Annotated in this window: 25 protein-coding genes and 3 pseudogenes; 12 read left to right on the top strand and 16 right to left on the bottom strand. The window is 71.9% G+C overall.

Going from position 1 to position 26,513, the window contains the following annotated elements; all coding sequences use genetic code 11:
• Positions 1-31: 31 nt before the first annotated feature.
• Both ABD220_RS07960 and ABD220_RS07955 read right to left on the bottom strand, forming a co-directional pair.
• On the bottom strand, positions 32-865 hold the full coding sequence (locus ABD220_RS07960) for a hypothetical protein (RefSeq protein WP_344121404.1): 834 nt from the start codon (positions 863-865) through the stop codon (positions 32-34).
• Positions 866-1,120: 255 nt separating this feature from the next.
• Positions 1,121-1,780: a hypothetical protein gene (locus ABD220_RS07955; protein WP_344121403.1), complete on the bottom strand. Its 660-nt coding sequence runs from the start codon at positions 1,778-1,780 to the stop codon at positions 1,121-1,123.
• Between the two features lie 776 nt (positions 1,781-2,556).
• On the opposite strand from ABD220_RS07955, the gene ABD220_RS07950 reads away from it, so the two are divergent.
• The 4 genes from ABD220_RS07950 (at position 2,557) to ABD220_RS07935 (ending at position 6,199) form a co-directional block, all read left to right on the top strand.
• The gene (locus ABD220_RS07950) at positions 2,557-2,685 is read left to right on the top strand and encodes a hypothetical protein (RefSeq protein WP_344121401.1); all 129 of its coding nucleotides are present in this window, start codon (positions 2,557-2,559) and stop codon (positions 2,683-2,685) included.
• 389 nt (positions 2,686-3,074) lie between these two features.
• Positions 3,075-3,623 carry a ferritin gene (locus ABD220_RS07945; protein WP_344121399.1) on the top strand — a complete coding sequence of 183 codons (549 nt, stop codon included), beginning with the start codon at positions 3,075-3,077 and terminating at the stop codon, positions 3,621-3,623.
• A gap of 585 nt (positions 3,624-4,208) precedes the next feature.
• On the top strand, positions 4,209-4,877 hold the full coding sequence (locus tag ABD220_RS07940) for a dienelactone hydrolase family protein (RefSeq protein WP_344121397.1): 669 nt from the start codon (positions 4,209-4,211) through the stop codon (positions 4,875-4,877).
• Positions 4,874-6,199: an erythromycin esterase family protein gene (locus ABD220_RS07935; RefSeq protein ID WP_344121395.1), complete on the top strand. Its 1,326-nt coding sequence runs from the start codon at positions 4,874-4,876 to the stop codon at positions 6,197-6,199. The genes ABD220_RS07940 and ABD220_RS07935 overlap by 4 nt, the downstream gene beginning before the upstream one ends.
• Positions 6,200-6,337: 138 nt before the next feature.
• Here ABD220_RS07935 and ABD220_RS07930 read toward each other — a convergent pair.
• The 3 genes and pseudogenes from ABD220_RS07930 to ABD220_RS07920 form a co-directional block, all read right to left on the bottom strand.
• A pseudogene (locus ABD220_RS07930) lies at positions 6,338-7,441 on the bottom strand (glutamate--cysteine ligase); the annotation flags it as partial.
• Positions 7,442-7,629: 188 nt separating this feature from the next.
• Positions 7,630-8,610: a DUF4383 domain-containing protein gene (locus ABD220_RS07925; RefSeq protein ID WP_344121393.1), complete on the bottom strand. Its 981-nt coding sequence runs from the start codon at positions 8,608-8,610 to the stop codon at positions 7,630-7,632.
• Between the two features lie 277 nt (positions 8,611-8,887).
• A pseudogene (locus tag ABD220_RS07920) lies at positions 8,888-9,248 on the bottom strand (DUF2254 family protein).
• A 275-nt stretch (positions 9,249-9,523) separates the two neighbouring features.
• On the opposite strand from ABD220_RS07920, the gene ABD220_RS07915 reads away from it, so the two are divergent.
• Positions 9,524-10,237, top strand: coding sequence for a hemerythrin domain-containing protein (locus tag ABD220_RS07915; protein WP_344121392.1), 714 nt, complete (start codon positions 9,524-9,526; stop codon positions 10,235-10,237).
• Between the two features lie 584 nt (positions 10,238-10,821).
• On the opposite strand, the gene ABD220_RS07910 is transcribed toward ABD220_RS07915, so the two are convergent.
• Complete coding sequence (locus ABD220_RS07910) at positions 10,822-12,510, bottom strand: RecQ family ATP-dependent DNA helicase (RefSeq protein ID WP_344121390.1); 1,689 nt, start codon at positions 12,508-12,510, stop codon at positions 10,822-10,824.
• Between the two features lie 360 nt (positions 12,511-12,870).
• Positions 12,871-13,395, bottom strand: coding sequence for a hypothetical protein (locus tag ABD220_RS07905; RefSeq protein WP_344121388.1), 525 nt, complete (start codon positions 13,393-13,395; stop codon positions 12,871-12,873).
• Between the two features lie 519 nt (positions 13,396-13,914).
• Here ABD220_RS07905 and ABD220_RS07900 point away from each other — a divergent pair.
• On the top strand, positions 13,915-15,165 hold the full coding sequence (locus ABD220_RS07900) for a S8 family serine peptidase (RefSeq protein ID WP_344121386.1): 1,251 nt from the start codon (positions 13,915-13,917) through the stop codon (positions 15,163-15,165).
• A 781-nt stretch (positions 15,166-15,946) separates the two neighbouring features.
• Here ABD220_RS07900 and ABD220_RS07895 read toward each other — a convergent pair.
• The 4 genes from ABD220_RS07895 to ABD220_RS07880 all read right to left on the bottom strand — a co-directional run bounded on the left by ABD220_RS07895 (position 15,947) and on the right by ABD220_RS07880 (position 18,168).
• Positions 15,947-16,354, bottom strand: a complete 408-nt coding sequence (locus tag ABD220_RS07895; protein ID WP_344121384.1) for a hypothetical protein — start codon at positions 16,352-16,354, stop codon at positions 15,947-15,949.
• Between the two features lie 231 nt (positions 16,355-16,585).
• Positions 16,586-17,059: a hypothetical protein gene (locus ABD220_RS07890; RefSeq protein ID WP_344121382.1), complete on the bottom strand. Its 474-nt coding sequence runs from the start codon at positions 17,057-17,059 to the stop codon at positions 16,586-16,588.
• Positions 17,060-17,090: 31 nt separating this feature from the next.
• The gene (locus tag ABD220_RS07885) at positions 17,091-17,291 is read right to left on the bottom strand and encodes a hypothetical protein (RefSeq protein ID WP_344121380.1); all 201 of its coding nucleotides are present in this window, start codon (positions 17,289-17,291) and stop codon (positions 17,091-17,093) included.
• A gap of 145 nt (positions 17,292-17,436) precedes the next feature.
• A complete protein-coding gene (locus tag ABD220_RS07880) occupies positions 17,437-18,168 on the bottom strand; it encodes a DUF72 domain-containing protein (protein WP_344121378.1) in 732 nt (243 codons plus the stop codon).
• A 171-nt stretch (positions 18,169-18,339) separates the two neighbouring features.
• Between ABD220_RS07880 and ABD220_RS07875 the strand changes: the two genes are divergently transcribed.
• Entirely contained in the window at positions 18,340-18,930 is a 591-nt protein-coding gene (locus tag ABD220_RS07875) for a thymidine kinase (protein WP_344121376.1), read from the top strand.
• A 46-nt stretch (positions 18,931-18,976) separates the two neighbouring features.
• Here the strand turns inward: ABD220_RS07875 and ABD220_RS07870 are convergent, their stop codons facing one another.
• Both ABD220_RS07870 and ABD220_RS07865 read right to left on the bottom strand, forming a co-directional pair.
• Positions 18,977-19,474 carry a hypothetical protein gene (locus tag ABD220_RS07870; RefSeq protein ID WP_344121374.1) on the bottom strand — a complete coding sequence of 166 codons (498 nt, stop codon included), beginning with the start codon at positions 19,472-19,474 and terminating at the stop codon, positions 18,977-18,979.
• 608 nt (positions 19,475-20,082) lie between these two features.
• On the bottom strand, positions 20,083-20,229 hold the full coding sequence (locus ABD220_RS07865) for a hypothetical protein (RefSeq protein WP_344121372.1): 147 nt from the start codon (positions 20,227-20,229) through the stop codon (positions 20,083-20,085).
• Between ABD220_RS07865 and ABD220_RS07860 the strand changes: the two genes are divergently transcribed.
• Both ABD220_RS07860 and ABD220_RS07855 read left to right on the top strand, forming a co-directional pair.
• Entirely contained in the window at positions 20,228-21,454 is a 1,227-nt protein-coding gene (locus ABD220_RS07860) for an IS110 family RNA-guided transposase (RefSeq protein ID WP_344121370.1), read from the top strand. The genes ABD220_RS07865 and ABD220_RS07860 overlap by 2 nt on opposite strands.
• Positions 21,455-21,764: 310 nt before the next feature.
• Positions 21,765-22,376, top strand: a complete 612-nt coding sequence (locus tag ABD220_RS07855; protein WP_344121368.1) for a deoxynucleotide monophosphate kinase family protein — start codon at positions 21,765-21,767, stop codon at positions 22,374-22,376.
• Here the strand turns inward: ABD220_RS07855 and ABD220_RS07850 are convergent.
• On the bottom strand, positions 22,351-23,253 hold the full coding sequence (locus tag ABD220_RS07850; RefSeq protein WP_344121366.1) for an SDR family NAD(P)-dependent oxidoreductase: 903 nt from the start codon (positions 23,251-23,253) through the stop codon (positions 22,351-22,353). The two genes, ABD220_RS07855 and ABD220_RS07850, sit on opposite strands and share 26 nt — an antisense overlap.
• Positions 23,254-23,350: 97 nt before the next feature.
• On the opposite strand from ABD220_RS07850, the gene ABD220_RS07845 reads away from it, so the two are divergent.
• Positions 23,351-24,223: an aldo/keto reductase gene (locus tag ABD220_RS07845; protein ID WP_344121364.1), complete on the top strand. Its 873-nt coding sequence runs from the start codon at positions 23,351-23,353 to the stop codon at positions 24,221-24,223.
• Positions 24,224-24,291: 68 nt separating this feature from the next.
• Positions 24,292-24,990 carry a type 1 glutamine amidotransferase domain-containing protein gene (locus tag ABD220_RS07840; RefSeq protein ID WP_344121363.1) on the top strand — a complete coding sequence of 233 codons (699 nt, stop codon included), beginning with the start codon at positions 24,292-24,294 and terminating at the stop codon, positions 24,988-24,990.
• Between the two features lie 77 nt (positions 24,991-25,067).
• Here the strand turns inward: ABD220_RS07840 and ABD220_RS07835 are convergent, their stop codons facing one another.
• Positions 25,068-25,271: a hypothetical protein gene (locus ABD220_RS07835; RefSeq protein WP_344121361.1), complete on the bottom strand. Its 204-nt coding sequence runs from the start codon at positions 25,269-25,271 to the stop codon at positions 25,068-25,070.
• Positions 25,272-25,455: 184 nt separating this feature from the next.
• Here ABD220_RS07835 and ABD220_RS07830 point away from each other — a divergent pair, with 184 nt between their 5' ends.
• Positions 25,456-26,199, top strand: a complete 744-nt coding sequence (locus ABD220_RS07830) for an MBL fold metallo-hydrolase (RefSeq protein ID WP_344121359.1) — start codon at positions 25,456-25,458, stop codon at positions 26,197-26,199.
• An 81-nt stretch (positions 26,200-26,280) separates the two neighbouring features.
• On the opposite strand, the pseudogene ABD220_RS07825 reads toward ABD220_RS07830, so the two are convergent.
• Positions 26,281-26,513 (bottom strand): annotated as a pseudogene (locus ABD220_RS07825) (manganese catalase family protein); the annotation flags it as partial.

Here is a 26,513-nt window from a genome sequence, read left to right as displayed (position 1 = left end):
CGGGGCCGCCTCGGCCGGAAGCGTCGATGGCTCAGCGCGGCAGGTGGCGCTGCAGCCACATCGTGCACCACAGCTTCAGTCGTAGCTCGTCCCAGTCCTGGACGTTGACGATCAGAGCATTGGCCCCGTAGCGGTGGACCGACTCGACGCCGTCGCGGTCGCACAGCTGCGCGATCAGCTCCTCCACGACCTCCGGGTGCTGGGCCGGAATGTCCTCGCGCAGGCCGACGTCGAAGCAGTCGAGCTCGGCGACGACCGTCACCATCGGCTCCTCGATGGCCGCGGCCTCCGGGCCCTCGCCGCGCAGGGCGTCGATGGTGCGCTGGGTGTGCACGCGCATCTCGGTCCCGCTCATGGGGGAGCGGCCGTGGGCGGACTGGTAGACGCTGTAGAGCGGGATGGCCGGCAGGAAAATCTGGTGGTGCTCGGTGGCCAGCACCGGGTAGTTGTGCAACGGGTGGTCGGCGATGAGGTGCTCACCGATCCGCCAGGAAGCCCGGGGTGCCGCGGCGGAGACGACCGCTCCGAGGTAGGAGGCGAAACCGTCGACGAGTGCGATCGTGGCCGCAGGCGGGTGCGGGTCCACGAGCCGGCTGTGCCTGGACCATGACGGCCAGGTGGGGCGGGTCGGGTCTTCGGTGAGCGGGTGCGGGTCCACGCCGAGCTCGGCGGCCCGGGCGCTGATCCAGACCCACAGCGGGGAGACCGAGTAGACGGAGCTGTCGAGCATCTCCTCGGGGTCCTGGCCGTGGTCGGCCAGTGCCGAGCGCAGTCGCTGGAATGCTGCGTCACGTTCGGCCAGGTACGCATCGAGGGCGTCGGCGGCCTGTGTAGCGCCCATCAACTCGTAGAGCAGATCCCCCATGGGGCGACTCTACATCCGGTGGGCACCGGCGTCGCGATGCCGGACGCCGGTGCGCTCAGTCCAGCTCCGGGATCCGGGCCTTCAGCCAGTCGGTGACCCACTGCTCGAACGGAGAAGCCCATGACGATCGTCGAGGCCGCTACGGCCGCCGGCGAGGACGGGTTCCTGACCGCGATCGTGGAGATTGTCCTCGTCGACCTGATGGCGGGGCCGCGCGCCGTGATGGTGCCGCTGTGAACACTGCGCCGGTTGGGGCTACGAGGCCGCGGTCTCCTCGGCCGCGGCCTGGTCGAGCAGGTCGCACAGGTCGAAGACGTACTCCGTGGAGTTCTCGGTGATCTCCGCAGACACCACCGTCGGTTCCTGTCCTGGCTCAGGTGCGGACGCGAAGGTGATTGTTCCGGCCAGCTCCCCGGACAGGAAGAGGAACGCCTGCGGAAGCCCCGCCTCGTCAAACGCCTGCGCCTCGACCTCGCTGTACGCCGCCACGACCGCCGGCCCTGAGCCACTGAGGGTAAGGGTGGTGCCGTCGGCGGAGTAGGTCTCGAATCCGCGGTTGGAGAGGTCGACCTCATCGAGCACGGCGCCGTCCGAGGCGCGGGTGATGTCGGCCGTGGCGTCGCCCCGGTACTCCACCACCGTGTCCCCCTCGGCGGTGACCAGGGCGCGGTACTCGCTCTCGTCGACGTCGCCGGGGGCGATGGTGACCTCGGAGTCGCACGCGGGGAACGTGAAGGGCTGCTTGAACTCCTCGGGGATGGGCAGGAACTTCCCGTGGGTGCTGGCCGGTGGCCACTGCACCTCAGCCGGTTGCTCGGCCGGCGGGGCGGGCTCATGGCTGGTTGCGCCGGCCGGTGCGGCGGCGAGCAGCAGGACGGCGGCGGCCGCGGCTGTGATGCGCTGGGTGGTGTTCATGATCGGTCCTCGCGACTGAGTGCCGAGGACGGGCCGGGCGCTGTCCGCGGCAGGTGCAGTGGATGGTTTCGGGCTGCGGGCGAGATCGATCAGCGCCCACGGGTCCAGTGTCACCGTCTCATCGAATGCACTGTCGCCAAGAGGGCGCTTGGCCGCACGATCGTTACGGTCTCGTCCGGCTGGTCGTCACAAACACTCCCCAGTCGGTGCGGATGTGAACGCCCCCAGGCTCCACGACGGAGACCGGGGCGTTCACAATGCCGCCCCTTCCGTGAGCGCGGCTCCGCAGGGGCGCCTCGTTCCTGGAATTGTGGCAGGGGTGACGATGATGGACCGGACCGAGGAGCAGATCGCCGAACTGCGGGCGGATCGGCCGGTGTACCGGGACGAGGGGCAGGGCACCGCGCTGACCTGAGTGCGCACCGGTGAGGACACCGGAGGGGAATACAGCCCGGTGTACGGGGAGTACACCCCGGGGGGCAGAGTGTCCCCGCACTACCACACGCTCTGTCAAGAGACCCTGCACGTGCTCGACTGGGTCATCGAGGGCAAGAGCGCCGGGCGGGACATGCACGCGCAGGCGGGGACGTGGTGCCCCGGCGGGCGGTGCACGAGTTCCGGAGCGTCGGCGACCGCACGGTGCGCTTCCTCGTGGAGGTCCGTCCCGCGCACCCCGGTTTCGAGAAGTGGCTGGTCACGCTGCAGAACATGGCTGCCGACGGCTTGCCCACCCGGACGGGCGGCCGAGGAACCTCCACCACGCGGCGCTGCTCCTCGTGGAGTCCGACATCAACCTTCCCGGCCCGGGCCGGGCGCTGATGCCTGTGTTCCGGCTGATGGCCCTCCGGGCCCGGCGCAGGGGCATCGACCGGATGCTGGAGGAGAAGTACTACCGCCAGGGCTGAGCGCCCAGCACGTCACGACGGGAACCCAGGGCGCTCGAGCACCTTCCGGCGTGTCGGCCAGGGCGCCGGAAGCACGACGTCGAGGTGCGACGCGTGATGTCGGGGCGGTCCGAACGCGGGAGGACCTCGGTGGATACCGGCGGGATCTCACTGCTTCCCGGATCCGGGCCGGGGTGCGGTTGATCGAGGCAGGGGCGGCCATGAAGCAGTTGCCTGCCGTGTCCGTGCCCTATGACTGCAGGAGCGGTGTCCTCCGCAAAGTGGCGCGGAGCACTAGGGTGGGGCTCATGATCAACGTGTTCAGGTCAGGAAGCGGCCGGGAGCGGTCCAAGGAATCGACATCCGGCCCGCTGCTGCAACCCGTGACGTCCCGACCTGAGGAGAGCCCGATGGCCCCCGAGACCTTCAATCAGCTGCTCACCCGGCAGGTGGGCAACGAGTTCGCCGCCTCCCACCAATACATCGCGGTGGCGGTGTGGTTCGACGGCCAGGACCTGCCGCAGCTGGCCCGGCACTTCTACCGGCAGTCGCTGGAGGAGCGCAACCACGCCATGATGATCGTCCAGTACATCCTGGACCGGGACCTTGAGCTGACGATCCCGGCCGTCGGGGAAGTGCGCAACGACTTCACCGACGTCCTGGAACCCCTGGCCCTGGCCCTGGCCCAGGAGCAGGAGGTCACCGATCAGATCAAGGCCCTGTTCGCCGCCGCCCGGTCCGAGAACGATGCGCTGGGGGAGCAGTTCATGCTCTGGTTCCTGAAGGAACAGGTGGAGGAGGTCGCCTCGATGACCACTTTGGTGAACGTCGCCCGGCGTGCGGAGAATCTCTTCGACCTGGAGAACTTCGTGGCCCGTGAGCAGGTCGGCGACAGCGGTCACGGGCACGGCGGTGGTCACGGATCCGGGGCGCCGGAGGCCGCCGGCGGCGCTGTCTGACCGCACTGGATTACGTCCGGACGAGGTCGACGGGGTCCTCGGGCGGCCCGCCCGGACGGATCCATACGGAGGTGATGATCGCCCTCTCCAGCAGCCTCAGACCCTCAACGCTTTCCCGCCCTGACGGGCTGCCCGTTGCCCGACCTATCGATGAACCGACCCCGCTCAGCCCTCCTCGGCCCCTCACCCGGGAACCGCTGTCCTGCCCGTCGCGTCCGATGTCTTGTTGGACAGCATCCCTCCACCGGCCGAAGGACGCTGTCACGGGATCCCGTCGGGCATGCACGGGCGTCGATGGATGGTCGCGGGCGTAGGCGGGAGCGATGGGGCCACGATGGGCCGGGAAACAGCCCGGCGGGCCTTCCCCGCGTCCCGTAAGCATCCTTACCATAGGGCATGGTTTACTTCGTCGGCCCCGTCGTCGAGGCGGGCCGGCATGGCACGGGAACGGGCGGTGAGTCGGCACCCCGGCGCGGGGGCCGGAAGGGTTGTGGGACAGTGGCGGATTCCCGAGGCGAAACCGATGCCGACCGGCGCCATCAGAGGCTGCCTTCCGCCGCGGAGGCGAAGCCCCGTGCCGGAGCAGTGGTTGACGAGGACGTACAGATCCCCGCCGGCGGCACAGTGCTCAAGGGCCGCCTGCATCTGCCCGCCGTCAACGCCGGGGTGGTCATCATGGCCGACGGTGGCGGCCATGGCGACGCACGCCGCCTGCGTCTGGAAGAGGTGGCCTCGATGTTGCAGCAGGCGGCTCTGGGCACCCTGGTGGTGGACCTGCTCACCTCCCAGGAGGAGCCCGTTCGCGGCCGTGCGGGCGGCATCGATCCGCTCGCCCAACGACTCACCGCTGCCGCGGCGTGGTTGCACCAACAGCCCAAGAGCATGTCCTCGCGAGTGGGGTACTGCGGGACGGGCGTCGGGGCCGCCTCCGCCCTGTGGTCTGCGGGTGAGCCCGGCGCCCGGATCGAGGCGATCGTCTCCCTCGGCGGAAGCATCGAGGCGGCCGCTCCGCGGCTGGCGGCGGTGCAGGCCCCGACGCTGCTGATCGTCGGCGGGGAGGACCGGGAAGGCCTGGGCCCGCACCGCAGGGCGCAGGCACAGTTGCGCGGCGAGAACCGGCTGGCCGTGGTGGAGGGCGCCGGCGAGCTGTTCGAGGAGCCCGGCGCCGGCGAGGTCGCCGCAGGACTGGCCCGGGACTGGTTCACGCGGTACCTCGCTCCAGCTCAGGGCCGGACCACGGAGGTGTCCCGATGACGCCGGTCGGACAGTCGGAGTCCTCGGGTTCCGGCGTCCTCGACGAGATCCGTTCCCTCGCCTCCCCTCTCGGCGGCGCGGAGGACCTGGACCGGCTCGTGGAGCAGGCGGCCGTGGCGCGTTTCGTGTGCGTGGGGGAGGCCTCCCACGGCACCCACGAGTTCTACGCCCGGCGGGCCGACCTGAGCCGCCGGTTGATCCAGGAGCACGGCTTCACCTGGATCGGGGTGGAGGCGGACTGGCCCGACTGCTGGCGGATCAACCGCTGGGTCCGCGGCCAGGCCGACCAGGGCCTCGACGCCCGCGGCGTGCTGGAGACCTTCAAGCGTTGGCCGACCTGGATGTGGGCCAATGAGGAGGTCGCCGGCTTCTTGGACTGGTTGCACCAGTGGAACGCCGGGCGTCCGGCGGGTGATCAGGTGGGCTTCTACGGGCTTGACGTGTACTCGCTGTGGGATTCGCTGCGGGAGATCAGGACCTGGGTCCAGGCCAACGCCCCGGACGCGCTGCCGGCGGCTGAGCAGGCGTGGCAGTGTTTCACCCCCTACGGGGAGGACCCGCACGAGTACGCCTGGAGCACCCGCATCGTGCCCGAGACCTGCGAGGCCGACGTCGTCGCCCTGCTCGCCGAGGTCCGCCGCCGCACCCTCGACCGTGCCGGGCAGGACCCGGAGGCGCTGGACGCGGCGCTGAACGCCATGGCCGCCGCCGACGCGGAGCACTACTACCGCACCATGGTGGGCGGGGACCAGCAGTCCTGGAACGTGCGCGACACGCACATGGCCGACGTCGTGGACCTGCTCGCCGAGCACCACGGCTCCGGCTCCAAGGGACTGGTGTGGGAGCACAACACCCATGTCGGCGACGCGCGGGCCACCGACATGGCCCGGTACGGGCTGGTCAACGTTGGGCAGCTGGTGCGTGAGCGCCACGCCGCCGAGGGGGTGGTGCTCGTCGGCCTCGCCTCCCACCGGGGCACCGTGATCGCCGCCGGGGCATGGGGGGACCCCGAGGAGACCATGGCCGTGCCCGAAGCCCGTCCCGGCTCCCACGAGGACGCCCTGCACGAGGCGCTGGGGGAACCGGCGGTGCTGGTCTTCGGCCCGGACCGGTCCGGGCCGTGGCTGTCCCGGCGGGCCGGGCACCGGGCGATCGGGGTGGTGTACTCCTCGTGGGAGGACGCGGGCAACTACGTGCCCACGGTCATGGGCGGACGCTACGACGCGCTGCTGTGGTTCGAGGACACCTCCGCGCTGCGGCCCCTGCACCACGAACGGCCACCGGAGGAACCGGAGTTCGAGACCGAGCCCACCGGCTTCTAGACCGAGCCTCGGGTCTGCTCGACGCTTCCCGGACCCAGCACGATATCCGCGCGACGATACGAGGCACCGTGTGTTCCGGGGGATCGAGGGCCACACGTCCTCAGCCGGCGGTGGTGTCCCAACTCATCGGTGTCGGTGTCAGGTGGTCGGAATCGCGGGGATCACGCTCGGGGCGCGGTGGGTGGCTGCGAGGGCGGTGACCATGACGTCGCGCAGGTCGTGCCGGTCTGCATAGGCGTGCCGCTGGAGGTGGGCTCCGGAGCCGTGACGCAGGATGTCGGTGACCACGTCCTCCACCTGCTGCTCCTCCCCGTACTCGGCCAGGACCGGGCGCAGGGTCTCCAGCAGGCGGGCCACGACGTCCCCGGCCGGGGCGGGGGCGCCGGTGGCCGGGTCGATCAGCCGGTCCTCGACCCCGCTGCGGCTGGCCTGCCAGGACCAGGCCCGCAGCAGCGAGGCGGGCACGTCCGCGGCGCTGGTGCGCCACTGCCTGGCCGCGGTCTCGACCAGTGCGCGGATCAGGGCCGCCGGCACGGCGGCGTGCTCGGGGTCCAGGCAGACATCGGCGATACGCACCTCCACCGTGGGGTGGTGCTCGCACAGGCGGGCGTCGTAGTAGAGCATCGCCGCATCCAGCGGCACCCGGGTGCCCAGCAGTGCCTCCCGGTGCTGGTCGTTGCCGGCGACCGAGCCGAACACGTCGGTGGGCCCGGCGGTGGGCCAGCGGGACCAGGCCTGGTAGCGGTAGGAGGCGTAGCCGGTGTCGATGCCGTGCCGGAACGGGGAGTTGGCGCTCAGGGCCAGGATCACGGGCAGCCAGGTGCGGATCCGGTCCAGCACGGTCACTGCCTCGGTCCGGGAGGTGATGGCGACGTGGACGTGGAAGCCGTTGGTGAGCTGCTCGGCGGCGGTGAGCCCGAAGTGCTCGCCGATCCGGCGGCAGCGCGGGGCCGGGACCAGGTGCGGGGTGACCGCCCCGGGGGCGGTGGGCAGGGCGACCACGTGCCCGCCCACGCGGGTGGCGGCGGCCTCGGCCAGGGCCCGCCCGGTGCGGATCGCCGCCAGCTGACCGGTCAGGGTGGTCTGGGGCGGGGAGGCGACCTCGAGCTGCTCCTGCTGCAACTCCGTGGTCAGCCCGTACCCGGGGACAAGGGTGTCCTCCTGCAGACTGATCACCCATTTCCCGGCCGGCAGCGGCTGAAGGGTCGTGGCATCGACGAGCAGCAGTTCCTCTTCCACACCGAATGTGCGCCGGGACCGTCCTTTCGGTTGTTCTTGATGTTCTCACTCAGGTCCACGGGCCTCATCCGAACCCGTGGCGTTGCAGTCACAGCTCCAACCGGTGCCCGGCAGGGTCGAGCGAACGTGGGGACCGCCGCGGGTTCGGCCGACGGGGTGCGGCCCAGCGCGGACCGGGAGGCGGCCGATGCTCAGGAGGCCCGGCCGGTGTGGCCGGCTCGGGCAGGCTCACGGCCGAGGAAGGACAGGCCCACCATGGTGGCCCCGAAGAACAGGTGCAGCCAATCGTCGGCGGTGTTGAGGGGAACGACGTTCACCGGGGACTGCTGGTGCACGATCAGCCCATGGATCCACAGCACCAGGTAGACGGCCCCGCCCCAGCGAAGGTATGTCCGGGCGCCGGCGGCGGAGCGGGCCATGGCCGCCCCGGCAACGCCGTAGAGCAGGTGGAGGGCGTTGTGCAGGATCGAGACCTGGAACAGGCCCAGGAGCATGGCCTCCGAGTGGTGGCCGGCCAGCTCCAGGGATGCGTAGTCCGTGGTGAGGCCCGGGATGAAGCCGGCCAGGCCGAAGAGCAGGAAGACGGTGACGTAGCCCAGCGTGGCCGTCTCCACCGGTGATCGGTACGTGGAGCGGGCGGCAGCGGTGGTCATGGTCCATCCCTTCGTCGGTGGTGCACAGGGGGCGAGCAGACGGCGCCCACGTTGATCGCCGCTGAAGAACCGGGTGGCCGGGGCCGGGCCGGGCGGAGCCCAGGCTGTGGATCCGGTCCGGGACGCCTCGCCCGCGGGGGCGGGGAAGATCTGGTGGCTGGGGCCGGAGTCCGGTGGAGTCCAGGCAGTGGACCCGGTCCGGCGCACTTTGCCCTCCGGGGGCCCGGGGAACCTGCCGGTTGAGAGGGGCTCGGCCAGGGCAAGACGCACCGGCCGGGTCGGACTCCCCGTGCCGTCGTGCTCGACCTCCCAGCACAGCAGGTCCAGCGCTGCGCCCTCGAGGCGGTCGACCGAGGTGAGGTCGATGACGACCTCGGTGTCGGAGGCCAGGGCCCGGGCCTGATGGATCAGCGGGTACAGGACCTGCTGATTGGTCTCTGTCAGGCGCCCGGTCGTGATCAGACGCACGCGTCTGTGGTCCGGGTCGACCCGGACGTGCACGCAGAGTTGGAGGTCCACGACAGAGCTCCTAGAACCACGTAGAGGCGGACGTGGCCGGCTGCTGGACCTGCCCTCAGGTTAGGCGAGCCCGCCCGCGCTGACCAGGGGCTTCTCTCGTCCGGTGTGGTGATGGGCGGTGGAGCCCAGGGTCCTGCCCGGTGCTCGCGGTGCCGTCCCACCCGCAGCCGGGAGAGGAGATCGGGGCAGCAGCCGACCGCGTGGGCGGCGGCCTCCTGGTGGTCGGCGACCGTCATGGAGTCCACGCGCTCGGATCGGACACTGTGACCCGGGAACATCAGCAGGGCTCCGCTGAGCCCGGCCCCAGGACAAGGGTCAGGGCGGGCGCGAACACTGGCAGCGGCTCGTCCGAGCCCATGTCCCGCAGGCCGGTGAGGGCGGCGACGACGGTTGCGACGAGCACGGCCAGCGCCGTCCGGGTCTCAGTGTCTCGGGCGAACGCGCGCAGCAGCCGGGGGGCACTGTTGGGAGGCCGGTTGCAGGGCGACCACGGTCAACGAGAAGGTCAGGGCCGTGGCCGTCATCACGGGGGTCGCCACGACCTGCAGCACGGCGCTCGCCGTGTTCCTCCCGCCCGGCCACACCGCCGCGGCCCAGGCTGCCCCCGGTTTCGGCCGGACGGTCAGCAGCACCACCATGAGCAGGAAGGACCCGGGGCGACGACGGCCGACCAGAACCACAGGCGCGCCGTCAGGGCGTCACCCCTGTGGCGCGCCGTGCTGATGTGCATGAACATTCCCCAGGGACCGGGGGACGACACGTGGCTCAGCAGACTTACTATGTCAGGGGAGGGCTGGTCAGCGGTGGGAAGCAGAGATGTCGCGCACCGACCGACGCCGACCGCCCCGCACACCAGCACGGCGGCTCCCGTTCAGGCGGCCCCGGAACGGGAGCTACCCGAAAGGCCATCAGGATGAGATCGATCGCGGAACAGAAGGTCGACGAGCTCGGTGGGCGGCTGAGCGTGCTGACCCGGCAGAAGAGGGACCACGTCAAGCTGCAGGACCTGCTGGAGGACCTCGACGGCGCCACCGGCGCGGCCCAGAGAAAGGTGTTGCTGCGGATCCACCGGCTGGTGTTCCCGCACGCCTTCGCCGAGGAGTCGGTGCTGTGGCCGGTGATGCGCCGGGTCCTGCCCGACGGGCAGGAGCTGACGCTGCAGGTGGAGCGGGAGCACCAGGAGGTCAACGAGCTCGTCACCCGGCTCGAGAGCACGGAAGCGGGTGATCCGGCACGGGGTCGCCTGCTCGCCCGGCTGACCGAGGTGCTGCGGGAGGACGTGCGCGATGAGGAGGACGTCCTGCTCCCACGGTTGCAGACGGCCCTGAGCCGGTCCCGGTTGCGGGGTCTGGGCCTGGCCTGGGAGGTGGTGCGCCGCACGGCGCCAACCCGTGCCCACCCTGTGGTGGCCCGCAGGCCGCCCGGCAACGTGGTCGCTGCTCTTCCGCTGTCGGTGCTCGACCGGATTCGGGACCTCGTGGACGGGGCCGTGCTGCGCGGCCCGGGGCGGGCCGCGCCCGTGCTGCGTGGGATCAGCACCCGCCTCGGTGGTCTGGCCCACCGGATCGAGCACCTGCCCGTGATGCGCCGGGGCGAAGATCCCTCCACTCGCCCGGCGGGCCCCTGACCGCCCGTTCGCACGAGGAGGAGTCCACCATGACATCGATCGCGGACCGGACCCGGTCAGCCGGGCTGCGAGGAGTTGATCACCGAACCGGCCGCGGAGCTGCGCCTGGACATCCGCGAAGAGGAAGAAGACCTTCTGTTCCCACGGTTGCGCGAGGACGCCGACGCCCGGCGATTACGACGGCTGGTGCGGCCTGGACCGTGGTGCGCCACAGCGCCCCGGCGCGCCCGCACTTGGCGGTCTCACGCCGCCCGCCGGGCAATGTCGTCGCGGCTCTGCCGCTGAGTGTCCTCAACCGCTCCCGCGACCGCCCGGGCCGTGCGGCCCGGACCAGTCGCCGCAAGGCGTACCGAGCGATCCGGCGGGCTTCGTCCCCCGGTGGACATAAGGCCTGCCGGAGGCCGGCATCCTCTCGACCGCCGGGCTGACCGGACACACATGACACCGGGTGGGGCCGCGTTCCACGGGAGCTGCGTCGGCGTTGCTGTTTCTTCCCCGACATCGGTGACGACGAGGGGCCGATGTCGGCCGCGCCGGCAACGCGGTCTGCCGAGGGTGGTCCGTTCTTCCGGCTGCGCCTCGATCTACCTGCTGCCCTGGCCACCGTGGACCTGCTCGGATCCCTCGTGCACGAGCAGATCCTCTTGTTCCTCGATGAGTTTCAGCGCCAGTTCCTTGTAGCCCACCGACTCGAACAGGACGGTGATCCGGTCCGGTTCCGCCCCCATCACGATCCCCGGTCCCCACTGCCGGTGGGCGACCGGGGTCTGGATCTCCCACCCGGAGGGGGTGTCCATTCGACGCTGCTCGGCCTCCTCCTGGGCGCCCTGCTCCGCGCAGCGGTCGCAGTGGCCGCACCAGCCCCCGGTGTCCTGCCCGAAATAGTGGAGCAACCAGATGCGTCGGCACCCGTCGGTCTCGGCGTAGCCGCGCGCCATCTCGATCCGGGACTGCTCGATCCGGTGCCGGGACTCGGCCTCTTCCAGGCCTTTCGCGGCCGCGGCGCGGGCGCTGATGCCTGCCACGGTGCGGTAGCCGGTGCGGGTGGACGCGACGCTCCCGCTGTGCTCGAGCAGATTGAGGGCCTGGGCCTGGGCGCGGGGACCCAGCTCTGTTCGGTCTCGCAACTGGGCAGGGCGGATCGGGCCGGCCTCGGCCACGGCGCTGAAGACCTTCGCCAGTTCGGCCTCGTCGGGGGTCGCCCCGGCGAAGAACTGCTGCAGGCCCAGGTCCTCGGCCCGGTAGTGCAGCACGGCCAGGGCAGGCTGCCCGTCTCGGCCCGCCCGGCCGATCTGCTGGTAGTAGCTGTCGAGGGAGTCGGGGATGCCGGCGTGCACGACGAACCGGACATTGGGCTTGTCGATGCCCATCCCGAACGCGGTGGTGGCCACCACCACGTCGAGCTCGTCGGCCAGGAAGCGGGCGTGGACCTCCTGTCGCTCGGACTGCTTCCGCCCGGCGTGGTAGGCCGCAGCCCGCAACCCGCGCTCGGTGAGCTGGGTGGCGTAGGCCTCGGTGTCCTTGCGGGTCGCCACGTAGAGCAGCCCCGGCCCGCCCAGGTGTGCGACCTCCTCGGCCACGGCCTGGCGCTTGTCGTGATCGGCGTGGTGGCGCACCACTCGCAGTTCGATGTTGGGGCGGTCGAAGCTGCCCACGATCACCAGCGGATCGCGCATCCTCAGTCGTTCCACGATCTCCGTCCGGGTGTGTGGGGAGGCTGTGGCCGTCAGCGCCACCACGGGCGGATGCCCCAGCCGCTCCACCGTCGTACCCAGGCTCAGGTAGTCGGGGCGGAAGTCGTGGCCCCAGGAGGAGATGCAGTGGGCCTCGTCCACCACGAACAGGGAGGGCCGGTGCGCGGCCAACCGCTCCATGGTCTCCTCGCGGGCCAGTTGCTCGGGGGCGAGGAAGAGGAACTTCGCCTGACCGTTCTCCAACGCCGCCCACGCGGCCCGTTCCTGCCGGGCGCCCACCTTGGAGTTCACCGCGTAGGCCCGCTGTGACCCCAGGTCCTCGTTGATGGCCTCGACCTGGTCGTGCTGCAGGGCGATCAACGGGGACACGACCACGGCGGTCCCGGGCAGGGCCATGCCGGGGACCTGGTAGATCGCGGACTTGCCGTGGCCGGTGGGCATCACCGCCAGCACGTCCCGACCCCCGGCCGCGGCTTCCATGGCCTCGAGTTGCCCGTCCCGGAACTCCTCGATCCCGAAGGAGACCCGCGCAGCCTCCCGCAGACGGTGGGACGGAGGGCGGTCCTGGTGCGTGCTCATCGCTGCTCCTCAAGGGGGCGGATCAGGGAAAGGCGACCTCGGTGACAGGTCGGTGGGACTTCTGGGCCGAGACGGCCGGGACAGAGGTCCTCCCCGGAGAGGGAAGGCACCGCAGGTCCTGCGCCGATCGCGCGCTGGGGGGCGTCGGTCTCCACTGCCACCGGGGCGGTGGCGGACGGAGGACGGAGGTGCCGGTCACGGGCCGTGGTCCCACCGGCCCGCCGGGCGCCTTGCACGTGGTGGGCGCCAGCCCGGGTCGCCGCCACGGGCGCCGACCCGTCGGTGCCCGTGCGCTTCCGCCGGCCCAGCCCGATCATCACCCGGCGGACCCCGGCCGGCCCGACAGCGGAGCTGTTGGCATCAGGGGGCGGCATGAGCTGACACCACCGTCGTGCTGTACTGCGGCAAGGAGTCCCGACCGCGGGTATCGGTCACCTCTGGATCCCGGACCTCGCACGACGGTGTCGTCGATGTGGTCCGGACACCGTGCCCGTGGCTCCAGGCCGGGTCCGGCAAGGGATCGGGGAGCAGGAACTCCACCGGGCGCCATCCGTCAGCGCCGTCGTGGTGGGTGGCCCAGCGCAGCAGTTGCACCCCGGTGGCCTCCACGTGGCGGGCTCCGGTGAGGTCCACGGTGACGTGGATGCCGGGGGTGAGGCTCCGGGCCCGTCGGAGCAGCGGATGCAGAGCCCGCTGACTGGCGTCTGTGAGGCACCCGGTGGCGAGGATCCGGATGGTTCTGCCGTCCAGATCGACCTGGACGGTCACGGAGAGCTTGTGGTCCACAGCAGCAGCTTTCTCTTCGGGCGAGGATGCCGCGGCCTGCTGCTGGACCGGTGTCCCAGAATAGACGACCACCGCACAGATGGCCAGCAGGCTTACCATGCGGTCGATGCTGATTCCGCAGGTCAACCTGGCCGCGATCCACGGCGGGCCCTGAAGGAACCAGCACCGCTCGTGCTCGTCCCGGAAGGCGTTCCTGCTCGGGGCAGCGCCGTCCGGGGTGGGTCCCGCTCCTGGCGGTGGACCGAGGAGATGGCCCGGGACCTGCAGGACGACCACGGCCGTCAGATCCGGCGACCTCAGGGCCGGGCCGCCTCCAGGGTTCCGCCTGGCAGGTGCCTTGCCCGTCACTCCCTCGACATGATCGGTCGGGATGGCTTGCTCCGGTCACCGGGATGTCGACAGGACGTGCCGTCCGGAGGAAGCTGTAGCCACACGAGGCAGACCGCCCACCGACCCGGAGCATCGCAGCGGCTGTGCGGCCCAGGCCCTGATCTCATCGGTCCGAGGGGACCGGAGCAGATGGCCGGAGCGGCGCGGCGTCCTGCGGCGCGGAGCACAACGGTGGCACGTCTTCCCGTCCACTGTCCGACTGCCGGAAACACCTGACGGGGGTTCAGCATGAAAAAAGCGGTTCTGGCGGGTTTCGCCACGGCAATGATGGGTCTGGGCGCAGCCGTCCTCGTCGTCCCGGCCGACGCTGCGCCCGAGGCGTCATACGCAGAGGGGCAGATCATGGTCCAGTTCAGGGACAACGGAGCGGCAGCAGATGTGCTGCGCCGGCACGGCCTGAAGCAAGGACCCCGGATCGGGAGCACGGATGCTCATCTCATCGAGGTGCCGGAGGGCAAGGAGCTTCAGCTCATCGAAGCTCTGAGCCGGAATCCGGCCGTCGAGTACGCCGAGCCGGACCATCTGGTGACTGCCGCCACAGACGACCAGTACTTCCCTCGGCAGTACGCCCTGCAGAACGATGGGCAGTCGTTCACCAACACCAACGGCGACATACTGGTGGCCAAGGGCAAGGTGGACGCCGATGTCGATGCCGTCGAGGCGTGGAAGGCCACGACGGGCAGTGGCATCAAGGTCGCCGTACTGGATTCCGGTGTGGCCAACGACAACAACGACATCACACCGAATGTCGTGGCACGCGCCAACTTCACGAATGGTGAGTCCGGTGACGACAACTACGGCCACGGAACGCACATGGCAGGCCATATTGCCGCCACCTCGAACAACACGGAGGGTGTGGCCGGCATGTGTCCGGGCTGCAAGGTCCTGGACGGGAAGGTCCTCAACGACAGCGGGATCGGCTCCAGCTCGAGCCTGGCGAACGGTATCAACTGGTCGGTCAGCAACGGCGCGAAGGTGATCAACATGAGCCTCGGCGTGCAAGCGTCACGGACTCTGGAGAACGCCGTCAACAACGCCTGGAACAAGGGGTCGGTGCTGGTTGCCGCCGCCGGCAACGGAGGCAACCAGACCAAAATCTACCCGGGCGCCTATCCGAACGTCATCGCCGTCGCCGCTACCGACAACAACGACGCCAAAGCCTCGTTCTCCACCTACGGAGCCAGCTGGGTGGACGTCGCAGCCCCCGGGGTCAACGTCTACTCGACCTTCCCGAACCACACGTTCGTGCTGGGAACGCAGAACAAGCGCTCCCTGGGGTACGACGTCGGCAACGGCACCTCGGTGTCCTCGGCGATAGTCGCTGCAACAGCTGCTCTCGCCTGGAGCGCCGATCCCGGTACGACGCACACCTCCGTCCGCGCCAGGGTCGAATCAACCGCCGAGAAGATCGCCGGCACCGGTACCTACTGGGCACATGGCCGGGTGAACGCCTGCGACGCCGTCAAGTGCAGTCGATGAGCTGGAGCACTCCGCCGGCAGACCTGACGGAGTGCTCACCGCGAAGGCGGGACCTCGGGCAACCACCGCCTTGTCCTGTGGAACGGTGCCGAAGTGACTGTCCGGGCTCGCCGAGGGATGCGGCCTCGCAGGGCGGCCCGCACCGAGGGATCCTGGTGGCGACGGCGCAGGTGACGTGGTTGGGGGTGGGGGTCGCGGGACCCACGGTGGCGATGGTGTCCGGGCACCAGGGGACGCGGCATGCGGCGAACCCGCGGGACGACCAGCACGATGACCGCCTTGGGACCAGGGCGGCTACCCGCGGAGAGGGTCTGCGGGGATCCGGTGTGCAACGGCGCTGTTCCGGTGACACGATGGAGGTGTCGTCCGGCCAGGGACGACGAGACACAGCGAGCGTCGGCTCGCCCTTCTCCGTGGGGGCGGACCGGCGCTCGTACTCGTCGGCGGCGGACACGACGACGCCCCCTCGCGAGCTGCCCGACCGGGCGACGACTGCCGGCCGCTCCCATCGGGCGCACGAAGGCTCCGGGGAGTGCCGGACTCCCGCTGCCGGCGGTTCCGCAGGGAACCACCGCGGCCGGTCCGCGCCGCACGCAGGCCCCTGCCCGCCGGGCGCGCGCTGCCCGGGCTTCGATCCCCGGCGCCCGTGGACACGGGCCGTGCTCGGCGCGGGCGTCCCGGTGCCCCCGGGCGCCCCGGAGCAGTCCGCGTGCGTCCTCGAGCGGCGCCGCGGACTGCTCCTCGTCCTCTGCGCGCGGAGCAGAGCCGGGTCCGTGCGGTGTCAGGGATTCGTGCTGAGCTCCCCGCCGAGCTCGTCCTGGAGCTGCTCCAGCCGGGCCTCGTCCGGGGAGATGACGACCCAGTTGGCTGCGTGCAGGAACGGGATTCTTCCCCGGCTGCCGAGGGTGTTCAGGAAGCCCTCCATCTCCTCGTCGGAACCGGCGACAGCCATCCCCATGTGACCGTTGGTGCAGTCCAGGAAGGTGGTCTCCGGATCGTCGGGCGCCGACAGCTGGTCCGTGCCCGGGCACGGGACACCGGCATCGACGACGTCCTCGCGCAGCGCCAAGGCGTCGTCATAGGCCCTGGCGGAACCGTCCACCATGGCCTGGATGTCCTCGGCAGTCGGTCCGCAGCCGGTCAGGGCGAGGGTCGAGAGGGAGAGGAGTGCAAGAGCAGATCGGCGCATGAGACGTCCTGTCGTCGTAGGGACCAGTGACCGAGGAGGGATCACCGAGCGCGTGAGAGCGAGCCCTGGCCCGATCCTATGCGTCCGACGCCGGGGGAGCAGGCCGAACTCCGCATTCCGGCGGGGCTCACCGCCCCCGGCCGGGGCGGTCTGTCGTGTCCCGTGGGGGTCGAGGGACCGACGCGGTTCGTCGCACGCGCCACGAGGCCGGTGTCGTGGCAGCGGAGGGCGTCAGGGGGTGCGCCGGGGCCCCTCTCCGGTGAGCGCGTTCACGCGGTCCCCGGCAGCGTCCATGCCCAGCGAGGCGAGCACCGCGAGCGCGGCCATCCACCGGCGCGGATGGGCCGCACCGCGTCCGACCAGCCAGCGTTCGAGCAGCGCGTCGATCCGCAGCGAGGCGGCCTGGACCCCGCACGTCGCCGCGCCGAGGCCCAGCAGCAGCGCCGCCCGGGCGGCGACCGGCATCCGTTGCACGGAGACGGGGACCTCCCCGGACGGGGACCCGTGCTCGGTGACGGCGCCGGACCCGACGGACTCGTCCTCGCCGGTGTTCTGCGAGAGCGCCCACGCTCCCGCGGCGGTCACCAGGACTCCCGGCACCACGACGTAGGCGGCCCGCGTCCGGGACGACCAGCCCGACGGAGAGATGAGCGTCAGCGCCCCGGCGGCCGCGGAACCGGTCAGGGAGAGTACGAGATTGTTCATGGCTCCACGCTACGTGCCGCGCCTCGGCTCGTCACCCGGAACGGCCGGCTCCCGCCTCGGGCTCGTCCAGCGGCAGGACGTCGTCCTCCGCGTCCTCGGCCGGACCGTCCGCGCGCCGGTTGTTCTCGTCGGTGGCGGCGGTCAGCCAGTTCTCGTCGCGGACGCCCAGTCCTTCCTGGCTCGTCTCCGCGTAGGCCTCGTTGCGGTCCGCGGGTTCGGGATAGCGGTCCATCTCCGGCTCCTGTCCTGCTCGACGATGATGGCCCGATCCTATGCCCGGAGCCTCGCGCTGCGCGCCCCCCGGCTTCCCGACGAGCACGGACACGGGCCCGGCGGCCCTCCGGGGTCCGCGTGCGGGGCCGGCCCCGAGAGCCCGCTCAGCCGCCCTCGAGGAACCGGCGCAGCGTCAGGGCGTTGCGCACGGCGTGGCCGTCGCCGTCGTTGTTGAAGTACGCGTAGACCTCGCGGCCGCCGTGGTGCCACTCCCGGATCCGGTCCGCCCACCACGCCAGGTCCGCATCCGAGTAGGAGCCCGCATAGAGGTGGTGCTGGTCGGGCCCGTGGAAGCGGAGGTAGACGAACGGGGCGGTGGCCTCGAGCACGCAGGGCAGCCCGGCCCCGCTCATCACGCAGTACGCCGCGCCGTGGCGCCGGAGCAGCTCGAACACCTCCCGGTGGACCCAGCTGTCGTGGCGGAACTCCACCGCGACCTGCAGCCAGCCGGGCAGACCGGCCAGGAAGAAGTCGAGGCGCGCGTCGTCGCGGGCCTGCGCCGGCGGGAGCTGGACCAGCAGCACCCCGCGCCGGTCCCGCAGCTCGTGCCAGGACTCGGCGATCCGACGGCTCCAGGTCTCGGGCGCGTAAAGCTTCTTCGCGTGCGTCAGGCCGCGGGGGGCCTTCACCGTCATCCGGAAGCCCTCCGGCAGGCGCCGGTTCCAGCTGGCGAAGGTGCTGCTCCGCGGCCAGCGGTAGAAGCTGGCGTTGAGCTCCACGGTGGAGAAGACCCGGGTGTACAGCTCCAGGCGTCGCGCCGGGGCGGTGCCCGGGGGATAGAGGACGTGCTCCCAGTGGTCGTAACTCCACCCGGAGGTGCCGATGTGCCAGCCCATGGGCCCCAGGCTAGCGGTGCCGGGACCCGGGCCGGGCGCCGGCCGGCCCGGCCGCGGACGTAGGGTGTTCACCGGCACGCACGGCGTCCCCCGCCGTGCGCCGCCCCCCCCGCACCGTCCCAGGAGGACCCGCATGACCACCCCCGCCTCCCGGCCCACCGGGACCCGCTGATGGCGAAGCTGTACTTCCGTCACGGAGCGATGAACTCCGGCAAGTCCACGGTGCTGATCCAGGCCGCGCACAACTACGAGGAGCGTGACCAGAAGGTCCTCGTCGCCAAGCCCGCGATCGATTCCAAGGGCGCGGACACCGTGGTCTCACGGCTGGGGGAGTCCCGGCGGGTCGACCTGCTGCTGGGCCCGGAGGACGGGGCCCGCGAGCGGTTCCGGACCGCCGTCCGGGAGCACGGAGCGGTGCACTGCCTGCTGGTCGACGAGGCACAGTTCCTCGCCCCGGCCCAGGTCGACGACCTGCTGCGCATCGCGGTGCTCGACGGCGTCCCGGTGCTGGCCTACGGGTTGCGCACCGACTTCCGCACGGAGGCGTTCCCGGGCGCGGCGCGCCTGCTGGCCGTGGCGCACACGGTCGAGGAGCTGCGCACGATCTGCCGCTGCGGGTCCAAGGCGATGTTCAACGCCCGCACGGTGGACGGCGAACCGGTCTTCGAGGGCGACCAGGTGGCCATCGACGGCGTGGCGGTGTCATACGAGTCGATGTGCGCCGGCTGCTACCTCCGGCACTCCGGCGGGCGCCTGCGCTGACCCGTGCCCGCTGACCCGTGCCCGGTGGGGCGGACCGGGGTCGGCGTCAGGGGGTGACGTCCCGGTCGTCCTCGCGGCCGTGCCGGTCGACGACCGCCCAGAACAACTCCTCGGGGATCGCCTCGAGATCGGGGTGCAGGGCGGCGAGCTCGTCGATGATGGCGGCCACGTCGTAGTGGGCGTGCACGTCGCCGCGCCGTGCCAGCCGGTTGGAGGCGATCAGCCCCTCGACGTAGGCGGCGTGATCGGCGTCGGTGAAGGTGCTGAGCACGGCGTCGGCCCACAGCTGCTCGAACGCCGGATGTCCCTCGGTGACCAGCCGGGTCGGGGCGTGCGCGTCGTCGAGCTCGCCGTGGTCGACCGCCGGGGCGTCCCACACCAGTCCGGTGGCCTTGGCGAACCGGGTGCCGTCGTCGACCGTGACGGTCCGGTCGGTCTCGTCGACGACGGTGTGCCGCTCGGTGCGCAGGACGGGGCCCCCGCGGACCACCACGGCACGGGCGCCGACTCCGGTGGCGCCTCCGGGATGGTGGTGCCGGCTCACGGGGACCTCCTCGGGCCTGCGGTACGGTGGCGGCCCATCCGCCGGGTACCTGATGCGCAGAAGGTAGCAGTCGGGGCGGACCGCCGGAAGCCTCCGAGACCGCGCACGGCGCCGCCGGAGAGGCTCCGGCGGCGCCGCCGACGCGGGGTGGACCGGGGCTCAGCCGCCGAGCAGCACCGCGCGGACCAGGTCGAAGAACATGCCGAGGATGGCCGTGACGTTGGGGTTGAAGAAGGCGTCGAACTCGCCGACCAGTCTGATCATGACAGTTCCTTCCGAGGGGTGACGGGGTGCCGGGCCGGGCGGGGACCCGGCCCGGCACCCAATCTACCGAGGGCGTTCCCTTTCGCACATGGTCTTTCGACCAGTTCACGTCCCGGACCGCCCGGGCGCCCGGGCCCGTCAGGGGGCCGGGGCGCCGCCGCCTCCCCGGTCCGGGCGGGAGGGCACCGGCGCCGGCGAAGTCGGCCGGGAGCGTCTCGGGGGTTGTCGGTGACGCCCCCGTTACCTTCTTCCCAGCTCCTCAGTCCGTGATGATGGGGAGTGTTGGCCGGTCGGTCCTTGGCATGATCGTTTGCCCCCAGTCGCCCATGATCCGGGGGGTGTTGTCACCGAGGGCCGGTCCGGTGGTCGCGGATCGCTAATAGAGGCGGGGCCTGCTGGTTCAGGGCCTTCGTAACGTGGATGCCGAGCGTGACCACCTTCCGGCCGGCCAGCATGCTCGTGCAGCAGCGGATGAGAAGGGACTCGGCCATGGCAGAGCAACCACATCCGGCGGTGTTCGTCGGCCTCGACGTCGGTAAGTCCGACCACCACGCGGTGGCCGTGACGGCGGCCGGGAAGACGGTCTACGACAAGGCGCTACCCAACGACGAGGCCCGGTTGCGGGACATCCTCGAGGAGTTGGCCACGGAGCACGGGCCGGTGCTGATGGTCGTGGACCAGCCGGCCACCATCGGGGCGCTGCCGGTGGCCGTCGCCGAAGCCACCGACGGCGTGCAGGTGGCCTATCTGCCCGGGCTGGCGATGCGGCGGATCGCGGACCTGCACCCGGGCACGGCCAAGACCGACGCGCGGGACGCGTTGATCATCGCCGAGGCCGCCCGCACGATGCCGCACACCCTGCGGAACATCCGGGCCGATGAGGCCCAGATCGCCGAGCTGGCCGTGCTGGCCGGCTTCGACGACGACCTCGCCGGGCAGGTCACCGCGACCTCCAACCGGCTGCGCGGGATGCTCACCCAGATCCACCCCGCCCTGGAGCGGGTCCTGGGACCTCGGGTGACCCATCCGGCGGTGGCGGATCTGCTCACCCGGTACCCAACTCCGGCCAGGCTGGCCGCCGCCGGTCGTGGTCATGTGCGGGCGCGGCTGCGCAAGCACGCCCCGCGGTTGGCCGAATCGTTGACCGAGGAGGTCTTCACCGCCTTGGGGCAGCAGTCCGTGGTGGTGGCCGGCACCGAGGCCGCGACCACCGTGATCCCGATCCTGGCCGGGCAGTTGGCCGCCCTGATTCATCAGCGCGCCACGGTGGCCGCCCAGGTCGAGGCCCTGGTGGAGGCCCACCCTCTTTGCCCGGTCCTGACCTCGATGCCCGGGATAGGGGTCAGGACCGCCGCGAGGATTCTCACCGAAGTCGTGGGCAAGGACTTCCGAGACGCCGGGCACCTGGCTTCCTACGCCGGGATCGCTCCGGTCACTCGTCGTTCCGGGACCTCGATCCGCGGCGAGCACGCCGCCAAGGGCGGCAACAAACGCCTGAAGCGGGCGCTGTTCCTCTCGGCCTTCGCCTCGCTCAACCACGCCCCCTCGAGGGCGTACTACGACCGGAAACGCGCCCAGGGCAAACGCCACAACCAGGCGATCATCGCCCTGGCCCGCCGACGGACCGACGTCCTGTTCGCGATGCTGCGCGACGGTACCCTCTACCACGACCCGACCGAGCCTCAGACCTCGTCACCGGTGGCACTGGCCGCTTGACGAAAACCATAGAGGCACCCCCCCCCCCGAGCTCACCGGCCCGACCGGTCTGCGCGCAGCTCCCGACCACGGTGAACCCGCCCGGCCCGTGCCCGGCGGTCAGCCGGCGCCCACCGGCGTCGAGGGGAACGGGGTGTCCGCCGCCTGCGCTGCTCCCGCGCTCGGTGTCACCGGAGCCGCTCGTGGCGCAGAGGCTGGTGCGCCCGCCCCGCCCTGGCGGACTTCCTTCGGGGGTGCACCGAGTGCACCCCGGCGCTCCGGTCCGTACGCTGGAACGCGTCGGCGCACGACCGACCGGAGGAGGCCCGTCATGGCGCAGGAACCGGACCCCCGACCGCGGCTGATCGGGCTGCACGGGCGCAAGCAGTCGGGCAAGGACACGTGCGGTGACCGCCTCGTGCGCGCCCACGGCTACGCCCGGGTGGCCTTCGCGGACCCGCTGCGGATGTTCCTCACCGAACTGGACCCCCTCGTGGGCGTCCGGGACGGCCGGCCGCTGCGGCTGGCCACGGTGCTCTCGGAGGTGGGCGGGGACTGGGGCCTGCTCAAGGACGAGGCGCGGGACCCGGTGCACCGGGAGATCCGGACGCTGCTGCAGAAGGTGGGCAACGAGGCCGGCAAGGCGGTCTTCGGGGAGACGGTGTGGGCCGACCGCGGGCTGGAGACGGCCCGGCAGCTGGGCGGTCCGGTCGTGTTCACGGACGTGCGCTTCGACGTCGAGGCCGAGGCCATCACGGCCGCCGGGGGCAGGGTGGTGCACGTGGTGCGCCCCGGGGTGTCCGCCCCGGACGACCCGCACCCCTCCGAGGCCGGCATCGACCCGCGCTGGATCACCGCCGTCCTCGTCAACGACGGGACGGTCGAGCAGCTCTGGGCGAAGGTCGACGCCCTGGCGCTCAGCCGGCCGGGCGCCCCGGGGTGAGCCCCACGAGCTCGGCGCTGCGCCGCCACAGGGCGTCCGCGAGGGCGTCGTCGGCCGCGCGGGCCGGGATACGGGCGGCTTTCCGCTTCTCGTAGTAGCCCCCGGAGCGCCAGTCCCGTCCGGCGGCGCCGGCGGCCAGCCACACCAGGGTCTGCGCACCCTGCTCCGGGGTGCCCATGAGCGGGCGGCCCGGGTGCATGCGGTACAGGAAGCGCAGGGCGGTGGTGGTGCCCGAGGCGAAGTTCGTCGCGACGCCCCCGGGATGGAAGGCCGCTGCGGACAGCCCGTGCGCCCCGTGCCGGCGGTCGAGACCGCGGGTGAAGAGGATGTTGGCCAGTTTCGTGTCCGCGTAGGCCCGCTGCGGGGACCAGCGCCGGTCGTCGACGAGGGTTTCCGGCGAGAGCCGGCTGATGCGGGACGCGATGCTGGACGTGGTGAGCACCGCGGCCCGGTCCGCCACCAGCCCGTCGATCAGCAGGTGGGTCAGCAGGAACGGCGCCAGGTGATTGACCTGCCACGTCCTCTCGTGACCGTCGGACGTCGGTTCGCGGCGGTCGAAGATCGCGCCGGCATTGTTGACCAGGACGTCGATCCGCGGAACGGACGCCTGCAGCTCGCGGGCGAGCCGGCGCACGTCGTCGAGCCGCTCGAAGTCCGCGGTGAAGTGCGGGACCCCGAGCGGACCGGCCACCGCGGCGGTCTTCTCCGCCGAGCGGCCGACGACGACGACGTCGAGGCCGCGGCCCGCCAGCTCTCGGGCGGCCGCGGCGCCGATGCCGTCGCTCGCGCCGGTGATCACGACCGTGCGCCGGCCGCTCCGCCGCCCGTCGTGCCGGTCGGCGTCGCCGTCGGTGCGCCGCCCGTCGCGCCGGTCCATGGAACCTCCTCGGTCGTGCCCGAATCCCGGCCAGCATAGCCGCGCCCCCGGGGCCGCCGGCCGGAATAAGCGCGCGGACGGGCTCGTTGCGGCACGCATGACGGAAAACACCCGGACCACCGCCCGAGCTGTTCCCCGCTCCATCGACCTTCGCGACCTCGGCACCGTCCACCGACTGGGCTTCGGCGCCATGCGGATCGTGGGCGAGGGGGTGTGGGGCGAGCCCGCCGACCGCGCGAACGCCGTGCGCGTGGTGCGCCGGGCCGTCGAGCTCGGTGTCGACTTCATCGACACCGCCGACGCCTACGGGCCCGACGTCAGCAAGCAGATCATCGCCGAGGCCCTGCACCCGTATCCCGAGGGCGTGCGTGTCGCCACCAAGGTGGGCTTCGCCCGCACCGGGCCGCGGAAGTGGATTCCGCTGGGCCGGCCCGAGTACCTGCGCCAGCAGACCGAGCTGAGCCTGCGCAAGCTCCGGGTGGACGCCCTCGACCTGCTCCAGCTGCACCGCGTGGACCCGGCCGTCCCGGCCGAGGAGCAGTTCGGCGTCCTGCGGGAGCTCCAGCAGGAGGGCAAGGTCCGGGCCCTGGGCCTGTCCGAGGTGACGGTCGAGCAGCTCGTGGCCGCAGGACGGCACTTCACCGTCTCCACGGTGCAGAACCGCTACAACCTCACCGACCGCACCGCCGAGGACGTCCTGGAGCACGCCGCGGAGCACGGCATCGGGTTCATCCCCTGGGCCCCGATCGCCGCGGGGGAGCTGGCCCGCCCGGGCGGGCCCGTCGACCGGGCCGCCCGGCAGCTCGGCGCCACCACCGCCCAGGTCTCCCTGGCCTGGCTGCTCCGGCACTCCCCGGCGCTCATGCCCATCCCCGGCACGGCCTCCCTCGCCCACCTCGAGGAGAACATGGGCGCCGCGGACCTCGAGCTGGACGACGCCACCTACGAGGAGCTCACCGCCGCCGGCTGACCCGCCCCGGACCGGACCCCCGGACGGACAACCACCGGACAGACACCACAGTTGAGGAGCTGACCATCATGGCCCGTGTTCTGATGATCGTCTCGGCGGCCGATTCCCTCACCATGCGGGACGGCACCGAGCACCCCACCGGCTTCTGGGCGGAGGAGCTCGTCATCGCCCACCGGGCGCTGCGCCGGGCCGAGCACACCGTCGACATCGCCACCCCCGGCGGACGCCGGCCCACCGTGGACCGGGCCAGCTTCACCCCGGACATGACCGGGGGGCAGGAGCGGGCCGAGGAGTTCCGTGCCTACCTCGAGGACATCGACGCGGAGCTCTCGGCGCCCCGCGTCCTGGCCGAGGTCGACGACCACGACTACGACGCCGTGGTCCTGCCCGGCGGCCACGGCCCCATGGCGGACCTCGTCCACGACCCCTCGCTCGGCCGGATCCTGGCCTCCTCGGACCGGGCAGGGAGGCTCATCGCCCCGTTCTGCCACGGCCCCGCCGCCCTGCTCAGCGCCCAGGACGACGGGACCTTCCTGTTCGCCGGCCGGAGACTGACCGCCTTCACCAACGAGGAGGAGCTCGGCGGCGGCACCGGGGAGAACACCCCCTGGTTCCTGGAGACCGTGCTGCGCGAGAAGGGAGCCGTCGTGGAGACCGGACCCGCGTGGTCCAGCCACGTCGTCCGCGACGCCAATCTGATCACCGGGCAGAACCCCCAGTCGAGCCAGGCGGTCGCCGACGTCCTCGTGGAGGCGCTCGCGGAGTGATCCGGAAGGGCCGGGCGGGGGAGCGGGTCGTGATCGCCGACGGCGTGCGCCGCGGGCGGGCGCGGGAGCCGACGGGCTCAGGTGCTGACGACCGTCCGGCGGGCCACCGCCAGGGCGCGGGCGGCGACCACGGCGTCCTGGAAGTCCCGGAACGTGCTGCGGACGGGGCTGCCGCCGTCGGCCGGGACGAAGGTCATGGCCCACCGGTGCCGGCGGAACCGGTGGAAGGGGACGGCGACGATCTCGACGGAGGGCAGGGCATCAGGACGCTGGTCGATCACCGCGGGACCTTTCGGGGGCAGGTCGGGAGGGCGCACGGCCTGTTCCGGGCGGACCGGGGGATCCGCGGGCCGGAGCCGCGCTCAGGACCCATGGTAGCGGGCGTCCCCTCCGGCAGGGGCGCTCGCCCGGGCGGTGTCGGGGACCGGCAGGTATGATCAGCACACTGATCGAGTGAGGAGACCCATGTTCACCCCCGAAGTGGCCGACGGCATCCACCGCATCACCCACGCCCACGTCAACTGCTACCTGATCGAGGACGAGGACGGCGTCACCCTCGTGGACGCCGGCCTGCCGAGCATGTGGCCCATGCTGCTGGCGGGGCTCGAGGAACGCGGACGGCGCCCCGAGGAGGTCAGGGCGCTGGTGCTCACGCACGCGCACTTCGACCACGTGGGCTTCGCCCGCCGCGCCCAGGAGGAGTGGCAGCTGCCCGTGTACGGGCATCCGGGCGACGAGCGGCTGGCCGCCCACCCGTACCGGTACCGGCCCGAGCGCAACCGGTTCCTCTACCCCCTCACGCACCCGCGCTCCCTGCCGCTGCTCGGGCGCATGGCGGCGGCCGGGGCCCTCACGGTCAAGGGCGTGCGCGGGCTGCGCCCGCTCGAGGCCGGCGCGGCCCTGCCGGTCCCGGGCCGGCCGGTGGTGGTGCACACCCCGGGTCACACGGACGGGCACTGCGTCCTGGACCTGCCGGATCGGGGGACCGTGCTCAGCGGGGACGCGATCGTGACGCTGGACCCCTACACCGGCCGGCGCGGCCCGCAGATCGTCGCCGCGGCGGCGACCAACGACTCCGCCGTGGCTCTCGAGTCCCTCGACGCGGTGGCCGCCACCGGGGCGCGCACCGTGCTGCCCGGGCACGGGGACCGCTGGACTCAGGGCGCCGAGGCCGCGGTCCGGCACGCCCGCGCGGTCGGCGCCCACTGAGCGGGACCTGCAGGAGCCGCCGAAAGGGCCCGGGTCGGCCGTCGCCGTCCCGGGCCCGTCGCCTGCGCGGGGCCGGTGGGGTTATTCCTTGTTGAGCTTGTCCTGGATGGTGCCGGCGGCCTTCTCCACCCGGTTGGGGATCTCGGTGGTGCCGTAGAACCGGGCGTCGGGGTGGGTGGGCGGGGGCATCGGCACCCCGGCCATGGGCTGGTCCTTGTACCAGAACTGCCCGTTGCCGTCCGGGGTCGGCCCCTGTGCCCAGGAGCCCTCCGCGGCGGCGGCCCCGTCGGAGAAATTGTAGTAGTCGTAGGAGA

The organism is Kocuria aegyptia (genome assembly GCF_039530085.1).
GTDB lineage: Bacteria > Actinomycetota > Actinomycetes > Actinomycetales > Micrococcaceae > Kocuria > Kocuria aegyptia.
This window is presented reverse-complemented; position numbering and strand designations above follow the sequence as displayed.